We start from the raw sequence: 24,631 nt of genomic DNA, 5'->3' as shown, positions 1-24,631 counted from the left end.
AACTTAAAAACTACGTATTTACAACAAAACCTTCATCTACATCTTTCTTGATTTTTTAAATATTATTCAATTTAAAACCAAGGAATTAAATAGTTTTTATTTAATTCCTTTAAAATTCAATATTTCATAATTCCGCTCAAATACTTACTTATTATTTTAATTATTACGTATTAATACTTAATTTTATAAAAGAAAATTTAAGTATTATGAAGACAACAGTAACAACCAAAGCAACCAAGTTAAATTTAACAAATTTAAAGAGCATTCCAATTAGAACATTTTGGATCTCATCAATAGCCTTTTTCATGTGTTTCTTCGCATGGTTTGGTATTGTTCCCTTTATGCCCGATGTGGTAAAAGAATTAGGATTAACTCCAGACCAAAAATGGAATGCAGTGATATTAGCGGTAACAGGAACTGTATTTGCACGCTTACTTATTGGAAAGTTGTGCGATAAATACGGCCCACGTTTATGCTATACATGGTTATTAATAATTGGGTCTATTCCAGTAATATTAAGTGGTTTAGGTCAAACTCCTATGCAATTTTTAATTTGTAGGTTTTTAATAGGTTTTATAGGAGCTTCTTTTGTAATTACTCAAGTACACACCTCTTTAATGTTTGCTTCCAATATTGTAGGAACTGCAAATGCAACTTCTGCAGGATGGGGAAATCTTGGTGGTGGTGCAAACCGATTAGGAATGCCTTTAATTGCGGCGGCAGTAATAAGTTTTGGAGTAGCAGAAACCGACGCCTGGAGGTATGCTATGATTATTGCTGGAACCATCTGTTTTTTGATGGGAATTGTATACTTCTTTTTCACTCAAGATACTCCTGAAGGAAATATAAAAGCGCTTAAAGAGAAAGGTAAGAAAATACCGAATGGAAAAAAAGACGAAGTAGGGTTTCTTGAAGCCATTAAAGATTATAGAGTTTGGATTTTATTTATTGTATATGCCGCGTGTTTTGGTATTGAACTTACAGTGTATGGTACTATGGACGACTATTTACAAAACACCTTTCAATTAGAAAGAATTACAGCAGGTAACATTGTTTTATCATTTGCTTTGATGAATATTTTTGCTAGAACTCTTGGCGGATTCTTTGGAGATAAATTTGGAAAAACAAAAGGCTTACGTGGTCGCGTACTCTTTTTGGTAGCCATATTAGCTATAGAAGGCGTTATGCTGACCGTATTTTCTACCATGACGAGCTTGATTGCAGGAATCGTATTCTTAGTTGCCTTTAGCTTGTCTGTACAAATGGCAGAAGGAGCAACATTTTCGGTAGTTCCATTTATAAATAAAAAAGCTATTGGTTCTATTTCTGGAATTGTAGGAGCTGGAGGAAATGTAGGAGCTTTTTTAGCGGCTATTCTCTTAAAATCTAAATCGGCTATTGCAGAAAAAATTGCAATTGAAGATCATCAAGGCATGGGAGAGGCTGTTATAAAAGCAGCTCAATCAGAAGCAGCAGCTTCTGCAGTATCTAGTGGTTATTTAATGATTGGAATGTTAGTTGTAGCTACTGGAATTTGTGCGCTGGCAATTAGATTTTCCGCTCAAGATGAAAAAATTGCCCAAAAGGAATTACATCAAACATCTAGAGAGTTTGCAACTGTCAATTAAATCAACTACCTCGGGGCAAACCTACGAGGTATTCAAAGAAAAATAATTTAATCCATTTCGACGTAGAACACTTCGAAATACTCAGAACAGGCTCTAGGGAATAAACCCTCAATGAGAGGTTCAAAACAAAACCGAGATGCATTTGTTGTAAGAAGCAACAAGAAAAATCTACGCCAGCGCCGTAGCATTAAAGTCTCTCTGAGTAAGTAAATGGATAAACTTTATGGGGTTAAATTCTGAATATAAAAATCTAAACGCCACTAAATTACTACATCCGTAATAATTGCTTGAACCTATTTTATATCAGAAAAAAATATCGGAAATTGAATTCAAGCTATTATAATTAAGCACAAAATGCGAAGTTATTTTAGCTAAAAAAACAAACATTCATGTTGAAAGAAGAAGTAAAAACTACCTGTTCGTATTGTGGTGTTGGCTGTGGAATTGTTGTTAAAAAAGACGCTCAAAACAAAGTTTATGTGGAAGGCGACAAAGACCACCCAGTTAACAAAGGAATGTTATGTTCTAAAGGAATGAACCTCCATTATGTTGCGAATGATACTTCTGATAGGATTCTGTATCCCGAAATGAGATGGAGTAAATCGCATCCTAGAGAGCGTGTTTCTTGGGATGATGCAATGGAACGAGCAGCTTCAGTTTTTAAATCGATTATAAAAAAACACGGTCCAGATAGTGTTGGTTTTTATGTTTCTGGACAATGTTTAACAGAAGAATATTACATTGCTAATAAACTTACAAAAGGCTTTTTAGGCACTAATAATATTGATACCAATTCTCGTTTATGCATGAGTTCGGCTGTTGTAGGTTATAAAAAAACATTTGGAGAAGACTCTGTCCCTATTGCTTATGAAGATATTGAATTAGCGGATTGCTTCCTTATTTCTGGGGCTAATCCAGCTTGGTGTCATCCTATTCTCTTCCGAAGAATTGAAAAACACAAAGAGGAAAATCCGAATGTTAAAATTATAGTTATAGATCCTAGAAAAACGGATTCAGCAAACTTTGCCGATTTACATTTGCAACTTATTCCTGGAACGGACGTTGTGCTTCATAATGCTATAGGTAGGCGTCTGTTAGAACGTGGTCTTATTGATTATAATTTTATTAAAGAGCACACTGAGGATTTTCAGAAATATAAAGAACAAATTTTAGAAACTTCAATTAAAAAAGCAGCCAAAATCTGTGGAGTTTCAGAAAATGATATAAAAAGAGCAGCCGATATGATTGGTCTCGCCAAAGGCTTTATAAGCATGTGGGCTATGGGACTAAATCAAAGTGTGGTTGGGACAGATAAGAATTTTTCATTACTCAATTTATCGCTCATAACAGGACAAATAGGAAAACCAGGTGCTGGTCCTTTTTCACTTACTGGACAACCAAATGCCATGGGAGGACGAGAAGTTGGCGGAATGGCAAATTTATTGGCGGTTCATAAAAACCTGTTTAATGAAGAGCACCGCAAAGAAGTTGCTCAATTTTGGGGAGTAAATAGTATCTCGGGGAAACCTGGCTACACTGCTACAGAAATGTTTGAAGCGCTAGAAAAAGGAAAACTTAAAGCTATTTGGATTGTCTGTACCAATCCGCTTATAAGTATGCCAAATGTTAGAAGGGTTGAAAAAGCTCTTAAAAATGCAAAGTTTGTAGTGGTTCAAGATATTTCTCACAAATCTGATACTACAAAAATGGCAGATCTCCTACTCCCTGCAGCAGGATGGTTGGAAAAAGAAGGTACCATGACTAATTCGGAGCGCCGTATCTCCTACCTTCCAAAAGCTATAAACGCTCCTGGAGAAGCACGACCAGATGTTGAAATTCTGTGTGATTTTGCCAATAAAATGGGGTTCAGAGGGTTTAATTATAATGCTACCGAAGAAATATATCGAGAATATTGTGCTATGACTAAAGGCACAAATATTGATATTTCTTTTTTAGATTACGACCGACTCAAAAATGAAGGTACCATGCAATGGCCTGTTCCTGAGTATAGACATCAAGGAACTACACGCCTTTTTGAAGATAAAAAATTTTATACTCCTTCTCAAAAAGCTATTTTTAATATTCCTTATAGCGTTGAAAATGCATCCATACAACCGAGTAGTGAATTTCCATTAATCTTAACTACTGGAAGGGTTAGAGATCAATGGCATACCATGACAAAAACAGGCAAAGTAGCTCGCTTACATACGCACTACCCTGCTCCTGTTTTAGAAATTAATTCTGTAGATGCATATGTTTATGGAGTTAAAAACGGAGATATTACAGAAATAAAAAGTAAAAATGGAGTAGTTAGATTACGAGCAAAAATAACAGATTCTGTACGAGAAGGTGTTATTTTTATTCCGATGCACTGGGGAAAAGTCTTAAAAAGCGATCTAAATAGGGCTAATAATCTTACAAATAATATTATTGACCCACAGTCTAAAGAACCTGATTTTAAATTTACAGCTGTTGCCGTTTCAAAATATAAAAAAGAAACTGAAAAAATAATAGTAGTAGGTGCTGGTGCTGCTGCTTTCAGATTTGTACAAAATTATAGAGAGCATAATATCCATGACGAAATTCTTGTTTTCTCACAAGAACCACATCCTTTTTATAACAGGGTTTTATTACCGGAATATATTACTGAAGAACTTTCATGGGAGCAACTTCAGAAGGTAAAAGAAAAGGAACTTGGAAAGCTTAAAATTGCCTTACACGGGAGTACTTCAATAATTTCTATAGATAAAGACAATAAATTTATTATCGACAGTCACGGAAATAAACATTTTTATGACAAGCTTATTTTAGCCACTGGGAGTCGTGCTTTTGTTCCTAATGATGTACAATTAGAGCTTCCTGGAAGGTTTACAATGCGAAGTAAAACTGATGCTGATGAATTTAAAAAACATCTAGAAAATACCGCACTTCCTAGTCAGGACCAGCATGTAGTAATTGTTGGTGGCGGACTTTTAGGACTTGAATTAGCTGCTGCTTTAAAACATCAAGGTGTAAAAATTACCATTGTACAACGCTCTTCTAGATTAATGGAGCGCCAATTGGATAAAACTTCAAGTAAATTACTTGCGCTAGATGTGCAAGAAAGAGGAGTTCAAATCTATTTTGATAATGAAGTAAGTACTGTTTTTGACGATGATGAAACAGGAAATTTATCCATCACCTTAAAAAGTGGAAAAAGCTTTAACGCCCATGCTATTGTATATGCTATTGGAACACGGCCAAACATAGAAATAGCAAAACAAGCAGGGATTGACTGTGGTAGAGGCATCAAAATAAATCAACATCTGCAAAGCTCTGATGCTTCCATTTTTGCTATTGGAGAAATTGCTCAATTTAACAATGAATTGTTTGGAATTACTTCAGCAGCAGAAGAGCAAGCAAATATCCTCTCAAACTTTATTGCTGGGGATATAAGTAGCGGTTACAAAGGTTCTGTTTTAATGAATATTTTAAAATTCAACGATTTAAATCTCTGTAGTATTGGAGAAATAAATGTTCCTGAAAACGACTCTAGTTATGAAGAGATCATTTTTATGGATGTTAGTAAACGCTATTACAAAAAATGTATTGTAAAAGACGATCTTTTAGTGGGTGCTATTTTAATGGGCGATAAAGATGAGTTTGCTGAGTTTAAAGAAATGATTGAAGGGAAAATGGAACTCTCCGACAAAAGAAACACCCTTTTACGAGGTGCTACAAACACCAAGCCCGTTTTAGGAAAACTCGTTTGCTCTTGTAGTCAAGTAGGTGCTGGAAATATTGAAGAGGCTATTAACAGCGGATGTAATGATTTTACTGAATTATGTAAGCAAACTGGGGCTGGTTTAGGCTGTGGAAGTTGTAAAACAGAAGTTCGAGAATTATTAAAAAGTAATAGTGTTTTAGCTTAAGACATTTCTGATAAAACTAATAAAGTTTTTTAAATAGTAAAACCTTGATTATCGAATAAACTACTTCTGAATAAGTTAACGAGACATTAAAAGAAGAACTAATAGAACATCTGAAAACGAGCTTTTTAAATAATAGAACCTCGATTATCGAGTAAAATAGAATGGGATGAAGAAGGAATTAAATAGATTAATTATAAAAGGAGGCGTTTTATCTCCTGGAGAATTAAAATCGATTGCAGAAGCGGCAGAGAATTCTGGCTTAAAAACAATATCTTTTGGCTCTCGACAAGATATTCTTTTTTCAAAAGAAATAGCTAAAGAAAACATTTCAAATTTTAATAGCTTAGAATGGATTGCTCCAAATGAAAAAGGAACAGAAAACATTATGAGTTCCTACGTTTCTGCTGATATTTTTCCAAAAAGTTCTTGGTTAACGGGCGATCGTTACCTGTATATTTTAGAGCAATTTAGACATCATCCTTTACTAAAAATAAATATTACCGACCCCAAACAACGACTTGTTCCTCTCTTTACGGGACATCTAAATTTTATAGCTTCTCCTCACGAAGATTATTGGTACTTGTACGTAAGATTGCCGCATTGGGAAAAAACAGTAATGTACCCAGCGCTTATTTACAGTTGGGATATTTCAAAAGTATCACTTGCTATTGAAGAATTATTACAAGAAGAACCAGAAGAAATTACTATGGTTTTTGAATTGGTGAACGATGCCATCGATACAAATAATAGAACTGTAGACACTCCATTGGATGTACCATTTCATCCTTTCCCTTATTATGAAGGAATGAATAGAATGGGTTCCGATAAATATTGGTTAGGGCTTTATTGGAGAAACAATAAATACGATCTAGATTTTTTAAAAGCTATGTGCGATTTATGCGCTGAGTGCAAAATTGGAAAGATCTGCATTACGCCATGGAAATCGTTTATTATTAAGGGAATTCAAACAGAATTTAAGTTAAAGTGGGAAAAATTTCTAGGAAAACGAGGAATTAACGTTCGCCATTCAATGCTTGAACTTAATTGGCATCTCCCTGTAGCAAATAAAGAAGCCGTAAAATTAAAAAAATTCTTGGTTGCTAATTTCGACCAAAACGACATAAGTACCTATGGTCTTACTTTTGGAATTACAGATTACAATAAAAAAGCATATTACTTTACAGCTATTGTTATTGAAAAAAATAAACAACCAGAAGCGTTAGGCAGTTTTAAAATTAGAAATACTTATAACTTATTATACGCCAAAAACTTCGATCCAAATACGCTAGAGTACATTACACATGTCCAAGATATAGATAAGGTTGAGTTACCAGGATTGTTAATGGAACTGAGTAAAATGTATTTTGAAACTTTAGGCGATGAAAAAGAAACCCCTAAGAAAGAAACTGAAGCTAAGAAAGAAATAGAAACCGAAGTCTACCAATGTAGCGAATGTCTTACTATTTACGACCCAATATATGGAGATTCTACGCAAGATATTCCTACAAATACTCCCTTTGAAGAACTTCCCGAAGCCTATTGCTGCTCGTTATGTGAAGCACCAAAATCTTCTCTTAATAAATTGAATTTGATTAAAGAAATTAGTTAATGGCTTGAAGCAAAAAAATTGTTATTCGTTAATAGTTAATAGTTAATTGTTGTTAGTTAATATCTTTGTCTTTTATAGTTCAACTAACAACAACCTACTATCAGTCAAGACAGGAGACAAAGAGGCAAGAGACAAAGAGACAAAGAGGCAAGAGGCAAGAGGCAAGAGGCAAAAGACAAAAGACAAGAGACAAGAGAAACAACATAAAATCTTTATTCTTTTTCTCTTTAACTCATTAACTTTTTTACTTCGGACTTCGGACTTCCAACTTCTTCAACTATCAATCAAGACAAGAGACATGTACAAATCTTTGTTCTTGATTCTTTAATTCTTGTTTCCTTTAACTTTTTTACTTCTTCCAACTCCCCGACTCTCAACTAATCATGCGATTGCCCTCTTAGAATTTTAAATACATGCAATACATGAGGAAAAATAGCATCCATAGACTCTCGGGCTCCATTGGTAGAGCCTGGCAAAGCTAAAACTAAACAATTTCCAATAGTTCCAGCCACGCTTCTTGAGAGCATTGCAAAAGGCATTCGCTCTTGTCCATAACTACGAATAGCTTCTTCAATTCCAGGAATATTTCGCTCTAGAAGTGGTGCTAACGCCTCTGGAGTGACATCCCTAAATGACAGACCAGTTCCTCCAGTATAAATTAATAAATTATTGGTTTTAGAAAGCTCCAAAGCTTTTTCAGCAATACTATCTTTTTCATCTGGAATCACTTCATAATGAGACACTTTTACAGAAGATTCTTTTAACTTCTCTATTATAGCTTTCCCTGCTTTATCCTCTTTCTTTCCTTCAGAAATAGTATCAGAACAAACAATTACTGCCGCCTTTAAATTAGAAGGAAACATCCTTTTAAAACCTTGTAATGCACTCTTACTTTTTAAAATTTTAACCGCCCCAATGGCAACTCCTGCATGAGTCGTTTCTAGCATTTTTGAAAGAATAATAGCAGCAACAGAAGCACCTAACATAGCCTCCGAATCTAAATTATCTTTATGGATTGCCTTAACTGTTACTGTAAACTTTAAACAAGTTCCTTCTAAAGTATCTAACACTTCTATTGCATCTATTATAGTTGGATAAACCTCTGGAAGTATTGAAAATGCATTCTTTACAGCCAGTTGCACCCCTCCTTTTATAGAAGCAAAAACTTCTTTAGTATATAACGGAATCAACTCTTCGTGCAACTCTATATTAATTTCTGCTACAGAAACACAAGCTGTTTTTATTTCGTTGGAAATATCTTTCATTTACTAAAGTTTGGGTATTTGGTAAGTGTATTTAATTTTATGTTTAGAATACTAACTATTCACTTTCCATTGATGAGTTTCATCTTCAAAAATTTCTTTGCCAAAAATGGGAACTTCCTCTTTTATCATATTAACTATAGCTTCTGTTGCTTCATAAACCTCTTTTCTACGTTCTGAAGAAACAAAAACAAAAAGACAAATTTCTCCAGCATTTACTTTTCCTAGACTATGATAAATATGCATACATGTTAAATTAAATTTTGCAAAGGCTTTCTCTCTAATTTCATATAACTTTTCGTCGGCCATACTTTCGTATGTTGTATATTCAATAGCGCTTACTTTTTTACCTTCAATTACATCTGCACGCACTTGTCCCAAAAAAATATTATGAGCTCCAATAGAATGTTTTGACTGGTGTTTTGCAATAGAATTAGCTATAAAGTCTGGCAAAATAGCCCCTTCCATAAATACATTTTTCTTTTTCTTCATCTTAAAATCGTGTAAAAATCTATTCGGATTATAAAGTTACTGAAGAATCTCTAGATAATGAACTTCTTCTCCCTTTTCTATTTTTTTTATAGTTTCTGGAATATATACTAAGGCATTTGCAGCTACCAAACTTTGAAGCATTGCAGAATTCTGATTCTCGCTTATTTTCACTGAACCCCCTCTTACTTCAGCTCTCAAAAACAAACTCTTATTGGTAGGGTTTAATAATTCCTCTTCTAAGGTTGCCTTTTTTAATAATAGAATAGATTCGTTACCAAGAGCTAATTGAATTGCAGGCAGTACATATACTTGATAATTTATAAAACAAGCGGCTGGATTTCCTGGTAATCCAAATACCAATGTATTTTCTTTCTTTCCAAAATAAATAGGTTTTCCTGGACGCTGATTAATTTTATAAAACTTCTCACATACACCATTTGTTTGAAAAGCATTTCGCATTAAGTCGTAATCTCCCACAGAAATACCTCCAGATGCAATTAGCAGATCATAATTTTCTATTGCTTTCTTTACCACCTCAACAGAATCCTCTTCGGTATCTTTTACGTTATAACAGGCAATTTTTTCTATTCCAGCTTTTTTTAATAGCATTTTTAACATTATGGAATTACTGTCATAAATTTTCCCTCGTGTTAAACTCTCACCGGCAGATTCTAATTCATTTCCTGTTATTAAAATTGCAACACTAGGTTTTTTATTAATTTTTACTTTAGCAATTCCTAAACCAATTAAAAAAGCCAATGCTGCACTGTTTAATAAAGTCCCTTTTGGCAATGCTAACGCACCCTTTTTTATTAATTCTCCAGGGATTCTAATATTATTTTTTTCTGTTTTTTTCTGAAGAAAGATTTGCTCTTCTTTTTCCAAAACATGCTCTTTCATAATAACATTATCTGCGTCATCTGGAACTTGTGCACCTGTAAAAATCCGAGCTCCTTCTCCTACTTCCAATTTAATATCTTTTGAATCTCCAGCCTGAATTTCCTCTTTAATTGTATAAAATCCTCCCTGATGAGATCGAACTGCAAAACCATCCATTGCCGATTGCCGAAAAGGAGGTAAATTAATTGGGGAAAACACAGCCTCCGATAAATATGAGTCTAATGCTTCTGATACACTTACCTCCTCTACTCCTAACGAAATAGAATTATTTTGAATTAACGCAAGAGCTTCCTTTACAGAAATCATTTCTTTATCTTTAACTGTAACAAACATAATGAATATTTTTAATCAACTATAAAATAATTACGTATTTATACTTAATAATTAAGTTTAAATACGTAGATTTGATTAAGATTCATTTTTTGAAACCCTCATAAGAGGATTTATTATAACCAAAACCTGTGCTAAACTTAGCCGAAGTATAATCGTTTTAACAAAATAAATTGAATAGAACATAGGTTTTTACAAAGTATGACTCTTTGCTTAATTAAGTAACTACCTCGGGGCAAGCCCACAAGGTATTCAAAGGAAACAAATTTAATTCATTTCGACGCAGAGCGTCGGGGAACTAGCCCTCTATGAGGGATTAAAACACTGAAAAATTAAATCTAATCGTATGAAAAAAATTACTACAACCTTAATTGTTTTGCTCTGCTTTTCTAATCTAATTTTAAGTCAAACAGTAGAAGTATCCGCCGATATTCGTCCGCGTTTTGAATACCGACATGGTTATAGTTCGTTATTTCCCGATGATGCAGACCCTGCTGCATTTGTTGCCCAACGATCGAGATTAAATATTGATTATAAATCTGAGTTGTTAGCTGTTATGATTAGTGTGCAGGATGTTAGCACATGGGGAGATACCAGACAAATATTGCCTATTGATGGTAATGATTCTTTCTCTTTATTTCAGGCTTGGGCTGAATTGAATATAAATAAAAATTGGTCGACTAAAGTAGGGCGCCAAAGTATTGCTTACGATAATGAGCGTATTTTTGGAGGACTTGATTGGGCAATGCAAGGTCGTTTTCATGATGCTGCATTGATAAGATACCATAACGAATCTTTTATGGCAGATGCAGGCTTTGCATTTAGCCAAACAAGTCAGCAAAACGAAGGTACAGCATACAATGTCCCTGGCTTTTTTACTTACAAAACTATGCAGTATTTATATGCTAAAAAGACTTTAGAAAACGCTTCTGCAAGTTTTTTATTTTTAAATACAGGATTTCAAAAATTTGATATCAATGATGAAGCCGACGGTGTTTATTACACACAAACAGCAGGTACATATTTTACATTTCCAATTTCCGTTATAAATATGTCGGGGAGCTTTTACTATCAATTTGGAAAAGCATATCCTTTAAATGTTGATTTAAATGCTTATGAATTTATGTTGGAAGGAAGCTACAAACCACAAAATACTTTATTCGCATTAGGATTTGAATTATTAAGTGGCTCCGACCAAGGAGGAGCAGATAATAATTCCTTTTTCCCTTTATATGGAACCAACCATGCTTTTAACGGATTTATGGATTATTTCTATGTGGGAAATTATACCAATAGCGCAGGTTTAAATGATGTTTATGGTAAAGTAGTTTTTAAAACAGGAGAAAAATCAAACCTATTAACCTCGGTACATTACTTTGGAGCTAATGGAGACCTTGCTAATAATGCAGATTCTTATTTGGGTACCGAAATAGATTTACAATATACTCATAAACTTATGAAATTTGCTACTTTAAAAGTAGGATATTCTCATATGTTTGCTTCGGAAAGTATGAGTTTAATAAAAGAAGGTAGACCAAACGACAATACAAATAATTGGGCTTGGGCAATGCTGGTAATTAATCCTAAGTTATTTACCCACTCGGTAGGTAATTAAACTAAAGAGGGGTTGTATAAAAAGTACTATCATTTCGTTTAGCGATTTCCGCCCGTTTGCTTATAGGTTATTGCGGCTAGTGCTTTACCATTATTCTTTGGATTTCTTTCTTCGATTAAATCAATTTGTCGCTGAAATAATTTTTCTAAATTCTCTTTAAGTTGAAAATATAAGTTCGTGTATTTAAAAGAGTCCGTTTCTTCAAAATCTACAATAAAGTAATATCAGAATCGTCTTTAAAATCGTTACGAGTCGCTGAGGCAGAAGCGAAAAACGTTTTGACCTTGTATTGCTTAAAAAGCTTCTTAATTTGATTAATATTTTGTTTAGATATTTTAATAAGTCAAAATACTCAAAAATTAGTTCAGATCACTAATTCAAAATTCTTTCAGCATTAGTCACTGCAAGCAGATAAACTTCCCAGAAGAAAAGTAAGAGTTCTAAGACCTAGTACTCCTCACTTTAAAAATTTCTTTCTATCCATTTTTAGCTATTATTTAATTCCTAATCGGTTATAGAATTCCTCTTTATAGCTTTCTCCTATTGGAATCCGTATATCATCAATAACTACTTTATTTTTCTGAATCGTTTTCACAAAAGGTACATTAATTACAAACGATCTATGAATACGTACAAAATTCTTTTCTGGAAGTTTTGATAAGAGCTCCTTAAAACTCATCAAGGTTAGAATAGGTTTATTAGTCCCATCAACATGAACTTTTAAATAATCTTTCAGGCCTTGAATATATTTTATTTCTTCTAAATTAACTTTCACATTTTCGTAATCGGCTTTAATGAAAATATAATCGTTTTCTAATTTTTTTTCTCCTGCGGAAGAAAATACATTTGTAATCATAGTAGAATTTTTGTTTGAAATAATTTCTTTTGCTCTCGAAACAGCTTTTATAAACCTGTGGTATGGAATAGGTTTTACTAAATAATCTACTGCATTAAGTTCAAAACCTTCAACAGCATATTGTGAATAGGCAGTGGTAAAAATAAACAGCGGCTTATTGTCTAGAGAATTAATAAAATCGATTCCATTAATTTGTGGCATTTCAATATCCGAAAATATCAAGTCTACTTTTTTCTCTTTAATGGTAACAATAGCGTCTAAGGCATTAGTAAAAATGCCTACTACATCAATAAAGTCTAATTTGCTACAATATTCTTTTATTAAATCTATTGCCAATGGCTCATCATCTATTATTATACACCTCATCACTTTGAATATTTAGTATCGTTAAATTTATGGTATAGTAATTCCCGTCGTTTTCTATGTCTAGTTTATGCGTTTCAGGATATAATAATTTGAGTCTATTCTGAATATTTTTCAATCCAATTCCCGAACTTTCAGGGGATTTTTGTATAATTCCTATTTTATTTTTTACAAACAAGTGAACCTTATCCTCCTGAATAGAAATATTTATTTTAACCCATGTATTTCCCGTATAATCAGTTCCGTATTTAAACGCATTTTCAATAAATGAAATGAATAGTAAAGGTTTGATTGTTTTCCCTTTATCATCGCCATAAATATTAAAATAAACATCTTCTGCATTAGGCAATCTCAATCTTTGAAGTTGAATATAACTTTTAATGTATTCCAGCTCTTTTTCCAAGTAAACCACCTCCTTATTTGCCTCATAAATCATGTAGCGCATTAATTCTGAAAGACTTATAATGGCCTCCGGAGTATCTGGAGATTTTTTAATAGATAACGTATATACTGCATTTAAAGAATTAAACAAAAAGTGAGGATTTAATTGCGTTTTTAAAAACTGAAGTTCAGAATTAATCTTCTCATTTTCTGTCTTTTCCCGAATACGTTCATTTTTATTCCATTCAATATATACTCGTATAATTGTTCCCACAACAAAATAAAATGCGCCACCTATTGCAGGGCCAATAAACATTTTAAATTTAAACCAATCGTCTCTAGGAAATCTTCTTGCAAAATCTTCAGGTCGAGGCAATCCTTTAATTTCCTCCCGATGAAATAATAAATCAGGAGGTAATGTTAACTCCATAATATAGTTTACTACCACTATAATTGCTAGGGAAATAAATAAATATGGAAGTATTTTTTTTTTCAATAAAAGCTTGGGCACTAAATAGTAATAGTTAAAGTAAAAAAGTACAATATTAATGAAAAATCTAGGCGATAAATTGGAGGTGAAATCTATAGTACCTGTTCTGCTATACGACTGAAATAACATAACACCAAACCAACAAAGCCACACTAAAAAGTGTAGTAAAACTTCATTAACTAATTTCTTCGGAGCTTTCATTTATTTATATTAACATCTAAACTATCTAAGTCTTTTATTGCTATAATTGGCTTTTCTCTCTGTTTCAATTTATATTTTACTAACGTAGCAACCTTCCATGCATCTGCTTCACTTACAAAGACTTTTCTATAACTAATTGCTGGGATATACTCTTGCTTTATTATAACATTCTCTTTATATAATACTTCATAACCATATCCGTTGTTAACTTTTATAACCTTTGCGGAGAGTAATTCGTCCTTCTTAAAAATCCAAAACGCGGATAATAATACTAAAGAACTGATAATAAGCAAGTAGCTTTTTGTTTTATTTAACCTCATCTAAAAGAATTCTTAAATTTATTTTAAGAGGTGCGGATCCAGCGCACCTCTTAATCTACTCAACAAACAAGTAAGAAATTTTCTCACTTTAATCTTCATCGTCGTATTCCATATCAGGAAAAAACTCATCTAAATCGTCTAAATAAAGACTTCCCGTTCTTCCTAATCCAACAAAACTTCTTGTACCATTTGAAAATCCAATAGCATCCAATCTAGAAGAACCTTCAAAACTTGTCATTTCTTCCCAAACATCTGTTAGAGGATTGTATTGCCAAGCACTTGCAACTGCCCCATTTTGTTCTCCGCTTACTACATACCCATAACCATTCATTGTAAAACTTACGGCATTACTTCTAACAACGGAGTAACTATCTTCTTCATCTAAATCTAATAATTTTGTCCACTCATTTGTAGCTGGATTAAACTTCCAAAAGTCGTCTGTATATACCCCGTTAGAAACTCCGGTTCCTAGGTATACAATTCCATCAATAACAAAAGCTGTAGCAGCTCTCTTTTTATTTCCTCCATACCCTTCAAGCTCTACCCAAGTATCGGTTGAAGGATCGTATTTCCAAAAATCTTTACGGTCGTTATCTCCATCGAAACCTGTTCCAAAATATCCGTATCCATCTACACTAAAAGCTGTAGCGCTACGTCTGTGTGTTCCTGGAAAATCTGCAATAGCATTCCATGTATTTGTAGTTGGATTGTATTGATAGAAATCTCCTAATTCGTCTAGTCCATCATAACCAGAACCTATATATCCTTTTCCGTCTATTTGAAATCCTACCCCAGCACTTCTTGCTACCCCAGGAAAGTCTGCTTTCTGCGACCAGTAATTTCCATCCATATCATAAGCCCAGAAATCATTTAGATAATCATCTCCGTCATAACCAACGCCCATATATCCAATATTATCTATTGTAAAGGCAGACGATCCACTTCTTGGAGTACCATCAAAAATGGAACGGTCTATCCAATTCCCTAATTCTTCGTCGTCATCATCAGACGAACAAGCTGTAAATGTTGTGCTGGTTACTGCTAATAGTACTAATAATTTTAAACTGTATAAACGCTTCATAGATTTAATTTTCAGGTAAAACTAAAGCAGTGATAAAGTCTAAAAAAATTGAATATATAAACCCTCAATTTTAATATACCAATAGGATGAATTTATCTATCAGTGCTTTTTAAAATATTAATCGGCTTCTTAACAGTGTTGATATACAAAATTCCCTGAATAATATATTAAGATTTTTCATGACTCATAGCTCCGTTACATTTACCAAAAAAACATATGCGAACACCTATTTACATTTCTATTCTAACTTTATTTTTTCTGTGTTCCTGCACAGACGACAGTAGTTATGACCCAGACTTTAATGCGGGAAACTCTTTTGCCAATAGTCAGATTAGGGTTATTGAAATTGATACGCTTACTATTGAAACCGCTACCATAAAATTTGACAGTCTTATTACCTCCAATAGCAACCGAATTTTAGTAGGAAAATATACCGACCCCGAATTTGGGAATGTAAAAACAGCTAGTTTTTTTGAAATGCTTCCCAATAGCTATACTATAGATAGTGAAGCTACTTACGACAGTATTAATTTGTACTTACATTACGATAATTATTATTATAACGACACCATTTCTTACAACGAAATTCATATAAAAAGAGCTAGTGAAGCTATAAAACCTAAAGAAGATGCCTTTTATAACACTAGTAAAATTGAATATGATTTAGAAGATATCGGAATGCTTACCTACAGCCCACGTCCAATGGAAGCTGATACTTTAGAAATAAAAATCAATGACGATCTAGGCAAAGAGATATTTGACAAACTACAAACAAAACTGATTACAAATACCGATGAGTTTAAAAATTATTTTAGAGGAATTACATTACAACCTGGAATTAATGACGATGGGGCAGTAATTGGTTTTTCTACTGAAACCACCTCTTGCTATATGAGGCTCTATTATTCAGTAGAAGAAGATACATACACCTCTCAGAGTTATATTGATATCCCTATAAATAAAGGAACAGATTATGTTTCATTTTTTAATCAGATTTCAACAGAAAATTCTAACGAATATCTCCAACAACTAACTAATCAAGAAGAAGGACTTTCTAGTAATCTTTCAGAAAATAAATCTTTTATTCAATCTGGAATTGGAGTTGCTACTACAGTTAAATTTCCTACCATAAAATCTCTTTTTGATATTGAAGGAACAGGAACTATTCTTGATGCTACGTTAAAAATAAATCCAGTATTACAGTCGTATAACGATAATCTCTCCCTTAGAGATACGCTAAATGTATATGCAATAGACAACAATAATAACATTACACAGCAACTAACCTATAGCGACGGTAGCGCTGTACAAGCTATTCTAAATAAAACAGATCAAGAGTTTAATAATATTTATTATGCGCTTCCCTTTGGAACCTATGTTGAAGAACTTTTAAACAGTCAGACCGACGATATCCAAGCCTTTGCTTTACTTCCAAATAATTACCAGTCTAGTGTTGATAGAATGGTAATTTATGGAAATACCAATACTAGTTACAAAATTGAATTAAACTTAATATATACTGTTTATGATGAAGATTAACCTCGTACTCATACTCTCTTTTTTATCCCTTACTGCAGCTGCACAATCGGAAAGCTTAACAAGTTCCCCCTATTCCTTATACGGGCTTGGTGTAATTAATCAAAGTAGTATTGGAAAAGTAAATGGGATGGGGTTTACTGGAATTGCCATGAAGTCTAATGGCTATATCAATAATTTAAACCCCGCCTCCTATTCGGTTATACCTCAAAATAGCTTTCTATTTGATGTTGGAGGAAAAGCAGAAATGAACACCTATGCTAATAAAAATAATTCTGAGAATAACAGTAGTTTTAATTTTTCTAATATTGCGATAGCTTTTCCTATAAATAGTAAAATGGGGATGGGATTAACCCTTATTCCATATAGTCAAGTAGGTTATTCTTTAATTGGTTTAGAAACCAATATTGAAGGTTCTACAGAAACTTTTGAGAGTAATATTTCTGGAAATGGAGGCTTAAATGAATTTACTGGGAATTTTGGGTATTCCCTTATTCCACGTATTAGTTTAGGAATGAGCGCCTCTGTATTGTTCGGGAATATTCAGGAAAATGAAGACTTTAGTATTAGTAGTGCTTCTTTTTCTTTAGAAGAAGAAACTGCTTACTCTGGGGTTCAATTAGGCTTTGGCACACAAATTGACGTTTTAAAAAACCTTACAATTGGTAGTACCATAAAGCTTCCCACTACTTTAAACGGAAACCTAAAACGTTCTACTTATAAAACTTTAGAATATAATAGCATTACTATTGAAGACCAAGCGGAAGATGATGCCGCAGATTTTAAACTTCCCATGCAATTCGGACTTGGATTTAGTAGTCGCCTATTTAATAATCAGCTTACTATTAATGGAGATTATAAGAAGAGTTTTTGGGACAATACCAATCAAACAGACCATATTGGCACATATACCGACCAAAATATATACGGAATCGGATTAGAATACACCAATGGCGCTAGAAATAAAAGTTACTTTAAACGGATTTCTTACAGAGCAGGTTTTAATTACGACGATGGATATTTAGAAATAAATAATAGTAAAATAAGTAATTACAGCATTACTGGTGGTTTAGGTTTACCTATTAGCAACAGAAATAATTCAACCCTAAATATTTCCTACAGTTATGGAACCAAAGGACTTGTTAAGAATATATTGGTAAAAGAAAATTATCATCTTATAACTGTCAATTTAAACTTACACGACTTTTGGTTTGTAAAACGCTTAGTTGATTAGCGTTAGAATGGCATGGAGAAAAGTTCTCTCCATGCTTTTTCTTTATTTATGTATGTTATTTTTAGTTACTGAAATTTTTCTAAGCATATAAACAAGTCCAATTATAGCAATTATTGATGAAGCATAAAATGCATTCGGGATTCTTTCAATTGTTGTTTGATAATACCATCCAGAAAATAACGCTCCAATACCTATTCCTGCTTCTAAAGCTATGTACATAGTTGCCATAGCCTTTCCTCTAGCTTCAGCTTTACTCATATCTATAGTCCAAGCATTCAAAGACGGCGTTAAGCCTCCCATTCCAATACCATATAGAATAGCACCTACAATAAATAAAACATAGGAGGTTGCCATTCCAATAACAATAACTGCAATAGCCAATACAATTAATCCTAATGTAATTACCACCGTACGCCCATACTTATCGGAAGCTTTCCCTCCGATAAATCGGATAATTAAAGATGAGATAGTAAATACAATGAAGAATAATCCTTTATTTGCTATTCCTAAATTTGTAGTCCAATCTGGAATAAGCGTAAGCATTACCCCATAAGAAACATAGCATAAAAATGTTACCAAAGCCGCTGGTAAAACTTCAATAGCTATAATATCTCTTCGTGTTATTTTTAATAATTTCCATGTAAATTTTTTCTTGGGTTCTAAGGTTTCTTTCATGTTTAAAATAATTAACATCGAAAGAAAAGCACATGCAGAAGAAAGGTAAAACAATGTATTATAGGAATAATTCATTTTAATAAAACTTCCAACTGCGGGACCAACAGCCATTCCTGTACTGTAAAACAAACTTTGCATCCCAATAGCCTCTCCCCAAGAGCGTTGAGGTGTAATATCTGCAACATAAGCTGAGGTTGCTGTAGGTTTAAAACCTGTAGAAAACCCATGTAAGAGTCGCAGCAGCAAAAAACCTACAACTGTGTTTAAAACAGGATATAACATTCCACAAAGCACACATACTAATGCTCCAAAAACCATTACTGGCACACGTCCAACCGTATCGGTTATGCGTCCGCTAAAAGGTCTAGAAATTCCTGCTGTTAATGTAAACAAGGCTATAATAAGTCCTATGTATTTTGCGCCTCCTAAAGAACTTAAATACGCAGGAAGCTCGGGAATTAGCATATTGTAACTCGCAGAAAACAATAACGAACTCGAACATACCATCGCAAATTTTAAATTATAAATAGGATGTGTATTATATTTTATCGCGATATTTTTTAAGAAGCCCATGCGTATTGAATATCTTTTTTTAATTTTAATTTGCAAAGAAATAGATTGTAATGCTACCAAAAAAGGACATTTGTCCGAAGTGATAAAATGATACGAAAAAACGCCGACCTCCTTCAGTATATAACAGAAAAGCTCCTAAAAGAATCGGAAGATACTATTATAGCTCAGTCCTTTTCTTCAGGAAAAAAGATAGTAGACCAAAAGAAAAGAGTTTTCTCGGTATATATTATAAAATCTGGTATTACAAAATGTTATTTAACAGAAGATAATGGAGTTGATTTTATCCAAGAGTTTTTTGGCGAAGGAGAAATTTTCGGAGAATTAGAAGCCATTAATGGCGAGGTTAGTTTTTGTTGTATTGAAGCCATAAACGCTGTTGAAGTCTATAAAATAGAAGCTTCTTATTTCAACCAATTATTAGAAAAAGATATCACTTTTAATAAGCATATTTTAAAAGCATTAAGTAAAAAACTCACCTATACGGCTGTGAGACATGCCTACAATCAATCTCATACGTTAGAAGATAATTTACTGCGATTAATCCATCAATTCCCTACTCTTATAGACGAAATATCAAAACAAGATATTGCTAATTACTTAGGAATTACCCCTCGGAGTTTAAATAGAGTTTTGAGTACTATAAAACCCTGAATTAGTTAATGCTGCTATCTCAAAACTCTCATTAAATAAGTCCACAAAGAGTCCTTGAACAGTTTTAATTCAAGCATTTAGGAATTAATCGTTCAATCCTAGTCCTTCCATAATTTTTGGAATATATTTCTCTACTCTTGCCCCCCGAGTTTTAGACTGCTTGGCTTGAGAAAAATATAATAAATACCCGCGTTGCCTCCCTGGAGTTAAGGCTTCAAAAGCAGTTTTTAATTCTGGATCTTCATTTAGCTTTTGCTGAAATTCTTCTGGAACTTCATACTCCTTAGTCTTTTTTAATTCAACTTTCAACCCTGCTTTTTCTACTTCTACAGCTTCAAAAATATAGGTTTTTATAATCCGTTCTAAGTCTACTATTTCTTGCAGACTTGTAAAACGAATTTGCCGAGCCGACTGTACATTTTCTGTTTGCTGAATTAAAATAGCATGTCCATCGTTTAACAATACCCCTTTATGGAACAAGAGCGCACAATACTCTTTAAACCCGTGTATTAAAACTACATTGCTTCCATTGTATGTATAGCAAGGAACTCCCCATTTTAGCTCCTCTGTTAGTCCGCAATCCAATACTATAGTTCTCAATTTCTTGTATGCGGCTTGCCACTGTGTATCTTTTTCAAAAAAGAAATCAACTTTAGGATTCATCATTTTATTAATTAAAAGTCGTTAATGTCTGAGTAAAAATACAAGAATGCTTCGCTATTAGAAAAAAGAACAAAGACTAAATTTTAACTGTCAAAAAATAAGTGTTTTAAAGAAACAAAAGACGCTAGTTAAAAACAATGAAAAAAATAAAGTCACCCGCATTTGGATTCGTATTAGAGCTAAACAAAATTATTAAAATTATCTTTTTATTCATTTGTATTAATAGCAAGGAGTCTTATTTTAAAAACTTCAATCAACTACCTCGAGGCAAGCCTACGAGGTATTCAAAGGAAAAATATTTTAATCCATTTCGACGTAGAACACTTCGATATACTCAGAACAGGCTCTGGGGGATTAGACCCTCAATGAGGGGTTAAAAATAACTACTCAAATACAACAATACCTCCTACAACCTAGAAGCGGCTTCTGTAATAATCTCTTTTACTCTGTGTTTTAGCGACTGTGGTTCTAGAATGGTAGCATAATCGGAAAACATTAAAAACCAGCGTGCAAAACCATCTTTTACATCGGCAGTTAGAAAAGTCATCTCTACATCTTTCCCTTTTACTTTCTCAGAAATAAGTCCGTAATAATTGGTATTACTTTTCATGTATTTTGAAACCTGCTTATCTACTAAAATTACAATCTTAGTTTTATTTGCAGGATCTTCTTTTTTCAAATAATTATCTAATGCCCCATGAGCTAATAAAAATGGCGTTTGCGTTCTTTTTATTTGTAGGATTCTATCGGTTCGAAATTGGCGGTAGTCTTTTCTTAAATGGCAATACGCCATCATATACCAATAATTGTGCTCATGAAAGAGCCCTACAGGTTCTATCAATCTCTCAGAATGTGTATCTGCATGAAGTGCTTGGTATTGAAGGTAGATTTGGCGCTTCTCTGCTATGCTTTCAAAAATTATTTCTAAGGCATTTGGAATGTCTTTATTAAAAAGTTCTCGAGACGAATTTATAGTAATCTGAGACTCTATAGCATCAATCCAATCCTTTTCATAACCTCTTAAAACCGATTTTATTTTGTACATAGCAGCTTTATAATACGCCCCCAAAGAATCGTCTGTAAACTGTTGCATTAACTTTTCCGCAGCAACAAAGCTCCCCGCTTCTTCTTTAGTAAACATAACTGGCGGAAGTCTATACCCCTCCATAATACTATATCCAATTCCAGCTTCACTAATAATAGGAACTCCAGAAGCTTCAAGGGTTCTAATATCTCTATAAATTGTACGTAAACTTACTTCAAAGCGGTCTGCTAAGTCTTGTGCTTTCACTATTTTTTTCGACTGTAATTGTGTCAAAATAGTAACTATTCGGTTAAAGCGTTTTATGGTAGTATCGCTCATAATGTTTTGGCATATCTTCCAAAGATAAGACTTCCAGAAAAAATAAAATTCTCCAGAAGCCCAAACTTCGTCATCAATATATAATGCCATTTTTTTAAATGATTTTATACAAAGTTAACCTAGTCTTGTGACAGCCTTTTGTCAGTATTATTTTTTTACACACACCCTAAATGTTACTTATATTAAAACTATAAAAACATCCCTGTATACGTTTACTATCTATCTTTATACGTAGGCAGACGTATGCGCATACGTTAATAATCCAAATTTTTACGTTTTAAACGTATTCCTTTACACTACTTACGTATAATTTTACGTACTAAGACGTATTCGTTTACGTTTGCGACCTAAAATTATACGTTGCCATATGTAAAAACATGAGTAAACAATCTCGGGGTAAGGCCTTTTGTAAACTCAAGAGAGGTTTTGGAACATTCAAATCTCGATTATTGAGTAAAACATTTCTTATTATAAGTTAATGTACCTATACAAGAAGAAAAATATCTATAATTTTAAACTTCAGTAAAAAACTTTTTTTACTACTGACATAAGGCTGTCATCCCCCTCCTCTAATTTTGTTATCAGATAAAAAACAAAATCTTTTATTATGGAAAATTCAAACAATCAAACCAAGGAAAATGTAACTACAATACTAACTCCAGATGAGTTATTAAAACATTGGCAAGGGCATAGAACTCTTACCCGCCGTGTTATTGAACTATTTCCTGAAAAAGAATTCTTTACCTATAAAATTGGAGGAATGAGAACTTTTGCAGAAATGACTATGGAGCTTATTGGAATAGCTGCTCCAGGTATGAAAGAAATTGTAATTGGTAACACCGAAAAGCTAAGAGAAGATTTTGACCATGGAGGGAAAAAGTCGGCTATTTTAGAATTATGGGATAAATCTACCGAAGAAATTAATAGCTACTGGGAACAACTTGAAACAAAAGATTTTTCAAGAGAAATGAAGCTTTTTGGAGAATATGATGGCACCGTAATGTCTTTTATCTTGTATTTTATAGATAATGAAGTGCATCACCGTGGACAAGGCTATGTTTACTTAAGAACCTTAAATATTGAACCTCCATTTTTTTGGGAGCGTTAAACATTAATTTATTATGAAAGCCTATAATGGTGATTTAATAGGTAATGATTAACACCATCCAGAATAATTAAGTTACTAGATAACAATTAATTGCGAAATTTTAAATCAATGAAATCAGTATTAGTATTTAAAACTTCTGTAGGGAAAGAAAAAGAAGTACAACAAATACGTCCTTCTTTAAATAAACTAATGCAAAAAAACGAACAGTGGAATTTTGACCTTGAGGATTGTGATAAAATCCTCAGGGTCGAAACTGTACATCTAACCGCTAAAACCATAAAGAATACTTTACAAACTTTTGGTTATCAATGCGAAGAATTATAAGGTTTATGAGGCTTTAAACAGCGCTTTAAATGTTGTTGCCTCATTTACCTCTTTGCTATCTTCGGCATAAAACATATCTAAGAAATTGCCAGCACTTGTCCATACCGTATGCAACATTCCTCTATAACGGTTTTTCATTTCGTCGGTGGCATTTGCTTTAAGGTCTTTAAGCATTTGTTGTTGCTTGAGGGCTACTTCTGGTTTTCTCCAAGAGCAGGTAGCCACATCAAAACCGTTCATTGCAAAATACACTGCCGTTGGATCGGCACGCTCATAATGCCAATCGCAAATCATAACATCCTTAGGAATTAAATTAATGGCTCGGTACGTATTATTCATACTTGCTTCCCACATTCCCATTCCAGTGGTTTTACCATCTATTAATCGGTCTCCCCAAATCCAAAGTCGCTTTCCATTACTTGCCAAATGGTTTCTAATTTTGGTAACTTCTCCAGCGTATAATTCGGCTTTATCCCTTCCGCCACATCGAGGGCATTTAGTATCTCCAATATAAAATACTTCGTCCATTCCTGCATGAAAAGCATTGGCTTGAAAAACCTCTACAATTTCATCAACTAAATCAAAAACTACTTTATGTACTTCTGGATGAAGCGGACAATAACTCTTGCAATACAACCCATCTTCATTAGGCCATTCGTATTCCTCTGGCATTTCAACATGTGGAGTTTCATCAAATTCGGGATATACCTCTAATAGTTTTTCTATAGAACCTGCCCACGACTGGTGCCCTAATAAATTTATCTGCGGAATAATATCTATTTGATGATTTTTACAAGCCTCCACTATTTTATTAATTTCTTCTGAAGAAAGGGCACTTTTATTTACCAGTTCAGGATGCGATTTATACTCATAATTATAATCCACTCTCAATACCATGGTATTAATATTTCGAGGTGCAAGCTCTTCATTTATAAATTTAACAAACCGATTAACATCTTGTTTTGCGGGCGCTGCAATAGCAATTCCTTTTAGAGGGAGCTCATTTTGAGCCTGTAATAAACAGCAGCTAATCAAAAATGTAAGTACTAAATAAATCTGTTTCAT

The 24,631-nt window shown here is 33.3% G+C and carries 20 protein-coding genes; 9 read left to right on the top strand and 11 right to left on the bottom strand.

Annotated elements, in window-relative coordinates; translation table 11 throughout:
* Window positions 1-206 precede the first annotated feature (206 nt).
* The 3 genes from JOOMADRAFT_RS12795 (at window position 207) to JOOMADRAFT_RS12785 (ending at window position 7,148) form a co-directional block, all read left to right on the top strand.
* Window positions 207-1,628: an MFS transporter gene (locus JOOMADRAFT_RS12795; protein WP_008614025.1), complete on the top strand. Its 1,422-nt coding sequence runs from the start codon at window positions 207-209 to the stop codon at window positions 1,626-1,628.
* A gap of 389 nt (window positions 1,629-2,017) precedes the next feature.
* The gene (locus JOOMADRAFT_RS12790) at window positions 2,018-5,539 is read left to right on the top strand and encodes a nitrate reductase (protein ID WP_008614024.1); all 3,522 of its coding nucleotides are present in this window, start codon (window positions 2,018-2,020) and stop codon (window positions 5,537-5,539) included.
* A gap of 166 nt (window positions 5,540-5,705) precedes the next feature.
* On the top strand, window positions 5,706-7,148 hold the full coding sequence (locus JOOMADRAFT_RS12785; protein WP_008614023.1) for a rubredoxin domain-containing protein: 1,443 nt from the start codon (window positions 5,706-5,708) through the stop codon (window positions 7,146-7,148).
* Window positions 7,149-7,525: 377 nt separating this feature from the next.
* On the opposite strand, the gene JOOMADRAFT_RS12780 is transcribed toward JOOMADRAFT_RS12785, so the two are convergent.
* From JOOMADRAFT_RS12780 to JOOMADRAFT_RS12770, 3 genes are read right to left on the bottom strand one after another with little or no spacing between them, the layout of a single operon-like run.
* On the bottom strand, window positions 7,526-8,413 hold the full coding sequence (locus JOOMADRAFT_RS12780) for a molybdenum cofactor synthesis domain-containing protein (protein ID WP_008614022.1): 888 nt from the start codon (window positions 8,411-8,413) through the stop codon (window positions 7,526-7,528).
* A 51-nt stretch (window positions 8,414-8,464) separates the two neighbouring features.
* Window positions 8,465-8,902, bottom strand: a complete 438-nt coding sequence (locus JOOMADRAFT_RS12775) for a molybdenum cofactor biosynthesis protein MoaE (RefSeq protein WP_040879745.1) — start codon at window positions 8,900-8,902, stop codon at window positions 8,465-8,467.
* Window positions 8,903-8,938: 36 nt separating this feature from the next.
* Window positions 8,939-10,135 (bottom strand): molybdopterin molybdotransferase MoeA, encoded by a 1,197-nt coding sequence (locus tag JOOMADRAFT_RS12770; protein WP_008614019.1) that lies wholly within the window; start codon window positions 10,133-10,135, stop codon window positions 8,939-8,941.
* A gap of 343 nt (window positions 10,136-10,478) precedes the next feature.
* Between JOOMADRAFT_RS12770 and JOOMADRAFT_RS12765 the strand changes: the two genes are divergently transcribed.
* Window positions 10,479-11,747, top strand: a complete 1,269-nt coding sequence (locus tag JOOMADRAFT_RS12765) for an alginate export family protein (protein ID WP_008614018.1) — start codon at window positions 10,479-10,481, stop codon at window positions 11,745-11,747.
* Window positions 11,748-12,240: 493 nt separating this feature from the next.
* Here the strand turns inward: JOOMADRAFT_RS12765 and JOOMADRAFT_RS12760 are convergent, their stop codons facing one another.
* The 4 genes from JOOMADRAFT_RS12760 to JOOMADRAFT_RS12745 all read right to left on the bottom strand — a co-directional run bounded on the left by JOOMADRAFT_RS12760 (window position 12,241) and on the right by JOOMADRAFT_RS12745 (window position 15,439).
* Window positions 12,241-12,969: a LytR/AlgR family response regulator transcription factor gene (locus tag JOOMADRAFT_RS12760; RefSeq protein WP_008614016.1), complete on the bottom strand. Its 729-nt coding sequence runs from the start codon at window positions 12,967-12,969 to the stop codon at window positions 12,241-12,243.
* The gene (locus JOOMADRAFT_RS12755) at window positions 12,947-14,038 is read right to left on the bottom strand and encodes a sensor histidine kinase (protein ID WP_008614015.1); all 1,092 of its coding nucleotides are present in this window, start codon (window positions 14,036-14,038) and stop codon (window positions 12,947-12,949) included. Before JOOMADRAFT_RS12755 ends, JOOMADRAFT_RS12760 begins: the two co-directional genes overlap by 23 nt.
* Window positions 14,035-14,358 (bottom strand): DUF4907 domain-containing protein, encoded by a 324-nt coding sequence (locus JOOMADRAFT_RS12750; protein WP_040879744.1) that lies wholly within the window; start codon window positions 14,356-14,358, stop codon window positions 14,035-14,037. Before JOOMADRAFT_RS12750 ends, JOOMADRAFT_RS12755 begins: the two co-directional genes overlap by 4 nt.
* Window positions 14,359-14,446: 88 nt before the next feature.
* On the bottom strand, window positions 14,447-15,439 hold the full coding sequence (locus JOOMADRAFT_RS12745) for a Kelch repeat-containing protein (protein ID WP_008614010.1): 993 nt from the start codon (window positions 15,437-15,439) through the stop codon (window positions 14,447-14,449).
* Window positions 15,440-15,655: 216 nt separating this feature from the next.
* Here JOOMADRAFT_RS12745 and JOOMADRAFT_RS12740 point away from each other — a divergent pair, with 216 nt between their 5' ends.
* Both JOOMADRAFT_RS12740 and JOOMADRAFT_RS12735 read left to right on the top strand, forming a co-directional pair.
* Window positions 15,656-16,978 carry a DUF4270 family protein gene (locus tag JOOMADRAFT_RS12740; protein ID WP_008614009.1) on the top strand — a complete coding sequence of 441 codons (1,323 nt, stop codon included), beginning with the start codon at window positions 15,656-15,658 and terminating at the stop codon, window positions 16,976-16,978.
* Window positions 16,965-18,209: a membrane protein gene (locus tag JOOMADRAFT_RS12735; protein WP_008614008.1), complete on the top strand. Its 1,245-nt coding sequence runs from the start codon at window positions 16,965-16,967 to the stop codon at window positions 18,207-18,209. Before JOOMADRAFT_RS12740 ends, JOOMADRAFT_RS12735 begins: the two co-directional genes overlap by 14 nt.
* A 42-nt stretch (window positions 18,210-18,251) precedes the next feature.
* On the opposite strand, the gene JOOMADRAFT_RS12730 is transcribed toward JOOMADRAFT_RS12735, so the two are convergent.
* Window positions 18,252-19,457, bottom strand: a complete 1,206-nt coding sequence (locus JOOMADRAFT_RS12730) for an MFS transporter (protein ID WP_040879743.1) — start codon at window positions 19,455-19,457, stop codon at window positions 18,252-18,254.
* An 87-nt stretch (window positions 19,458-19,544) separates the two neighbouring features.
* Here JOOMADRAFT_RS12730 and JOOMADRAFT_RS12725 point away from each other — a divergent pair, with 87 nt between their 5' ends.
* Window positions 19,545-20,108, top strand: a complete 564-nt coding sequence (locus JOOMADRAFT_RS12725) for a Crp/Fnr family transcriptional regulator (protein WP_008614005.1) — start codon at window positions 19,545-19,547, stop codon at window positions 20,106-20,108.
* 84 nt (window positions 20,109-20,192) lie between these two features.
* Here the strand turns inward: JOOMADRAFT_RS12725 and JOOMADRAFT_RS12720 are convergent, their stop codons facing one another.
* Together JOOMADRAFT_RS12720 and JOOMADRAFT_RS12715 are read right to left on the bottom strand one after the other, a co-directional pair.
* Window positions 20,193-20,771, bottom strand: coding sequence for a YdeI/OmpD-associated family protein (locus JOOMADRAFT_RS12720; protein WP_008614002.1), 579 nt, complete (start codon window positions 20,769-20,771; stop codon window positions 20,193-20,195).
* 406 nt (window positions 20,772-21,177) lie between these two features.
* A complete protein-coding gene (locus tag JOOMADRAFT_RS12715) occupies window positions 21,178-22,134 on the bottom strand; it encodes a helix-turn-helix transcriptional regulator (protein WP_040880096.1) in 957 nt (318 codons plus the stop codon).
* Window positions 22,135-22,741: 607 nt separating this feature from the next.
* Here JOOMADRAFT_RS12715 and JOOMADRAFT_RS12710 point away from each other — a divergent pair.
* Window positions 22,742-23,242: a DinB family protein gene (locus JOOMADRAFT_RS12710; protein WP_008613999.1), complete on the top strand. Its 501-nt coding sequence runs from the start codon at window positions 22,742-22,744 to the stop codon at window positions 23,240-23,242.
* A 108-nt stretch (window positions 23,243-23,350) separates the two neighbouring features.
* Window positions 23,351-23,566 carry a hypothetical protein gene (locus JOOMADRAFT_RS12705; protein ID WP_008613997.1) on the top strand — a complete coding sequence of 72 codons (216 nt, stop codon included), beginning with the start codon at window positions 23,351-23,353 and terminating at the stop codon, window positions 23,564-23,566.
* A gap of 3 nt (window positions 23,567-23,569) precedes the next feature.
* Here the strand turns inward: JOOMADRAFT_RS12705 and JOOMADRAFT_RS12700 are convergent, their stop codons facing one another.
* Window positions 23,570-24,631 (bottom strand): family 20 glycosylhydrolase, encoded by a 1,062-nt coding sequence (locus tag JOOMADRAFT_RS12700; protein WP_008613995.1) that lies wholly within the window; start codon window positions 24,629-24,631, stop codon window positions 23,570-23,572.

Origin of the sequence: Galbibacter orientalis DSM 19592, assembly GCF_000260115.1 — a bacterium.
Lineage (GTDB): Bacteria > Bacteroidota > Bacteroidia > Flavobacteriales > Flavobacteriaceae > Galbibacter > Galbibacter orientalis.
This window is presented reverse-complemented; position numbering and strand designations above follow the sequence as displayed.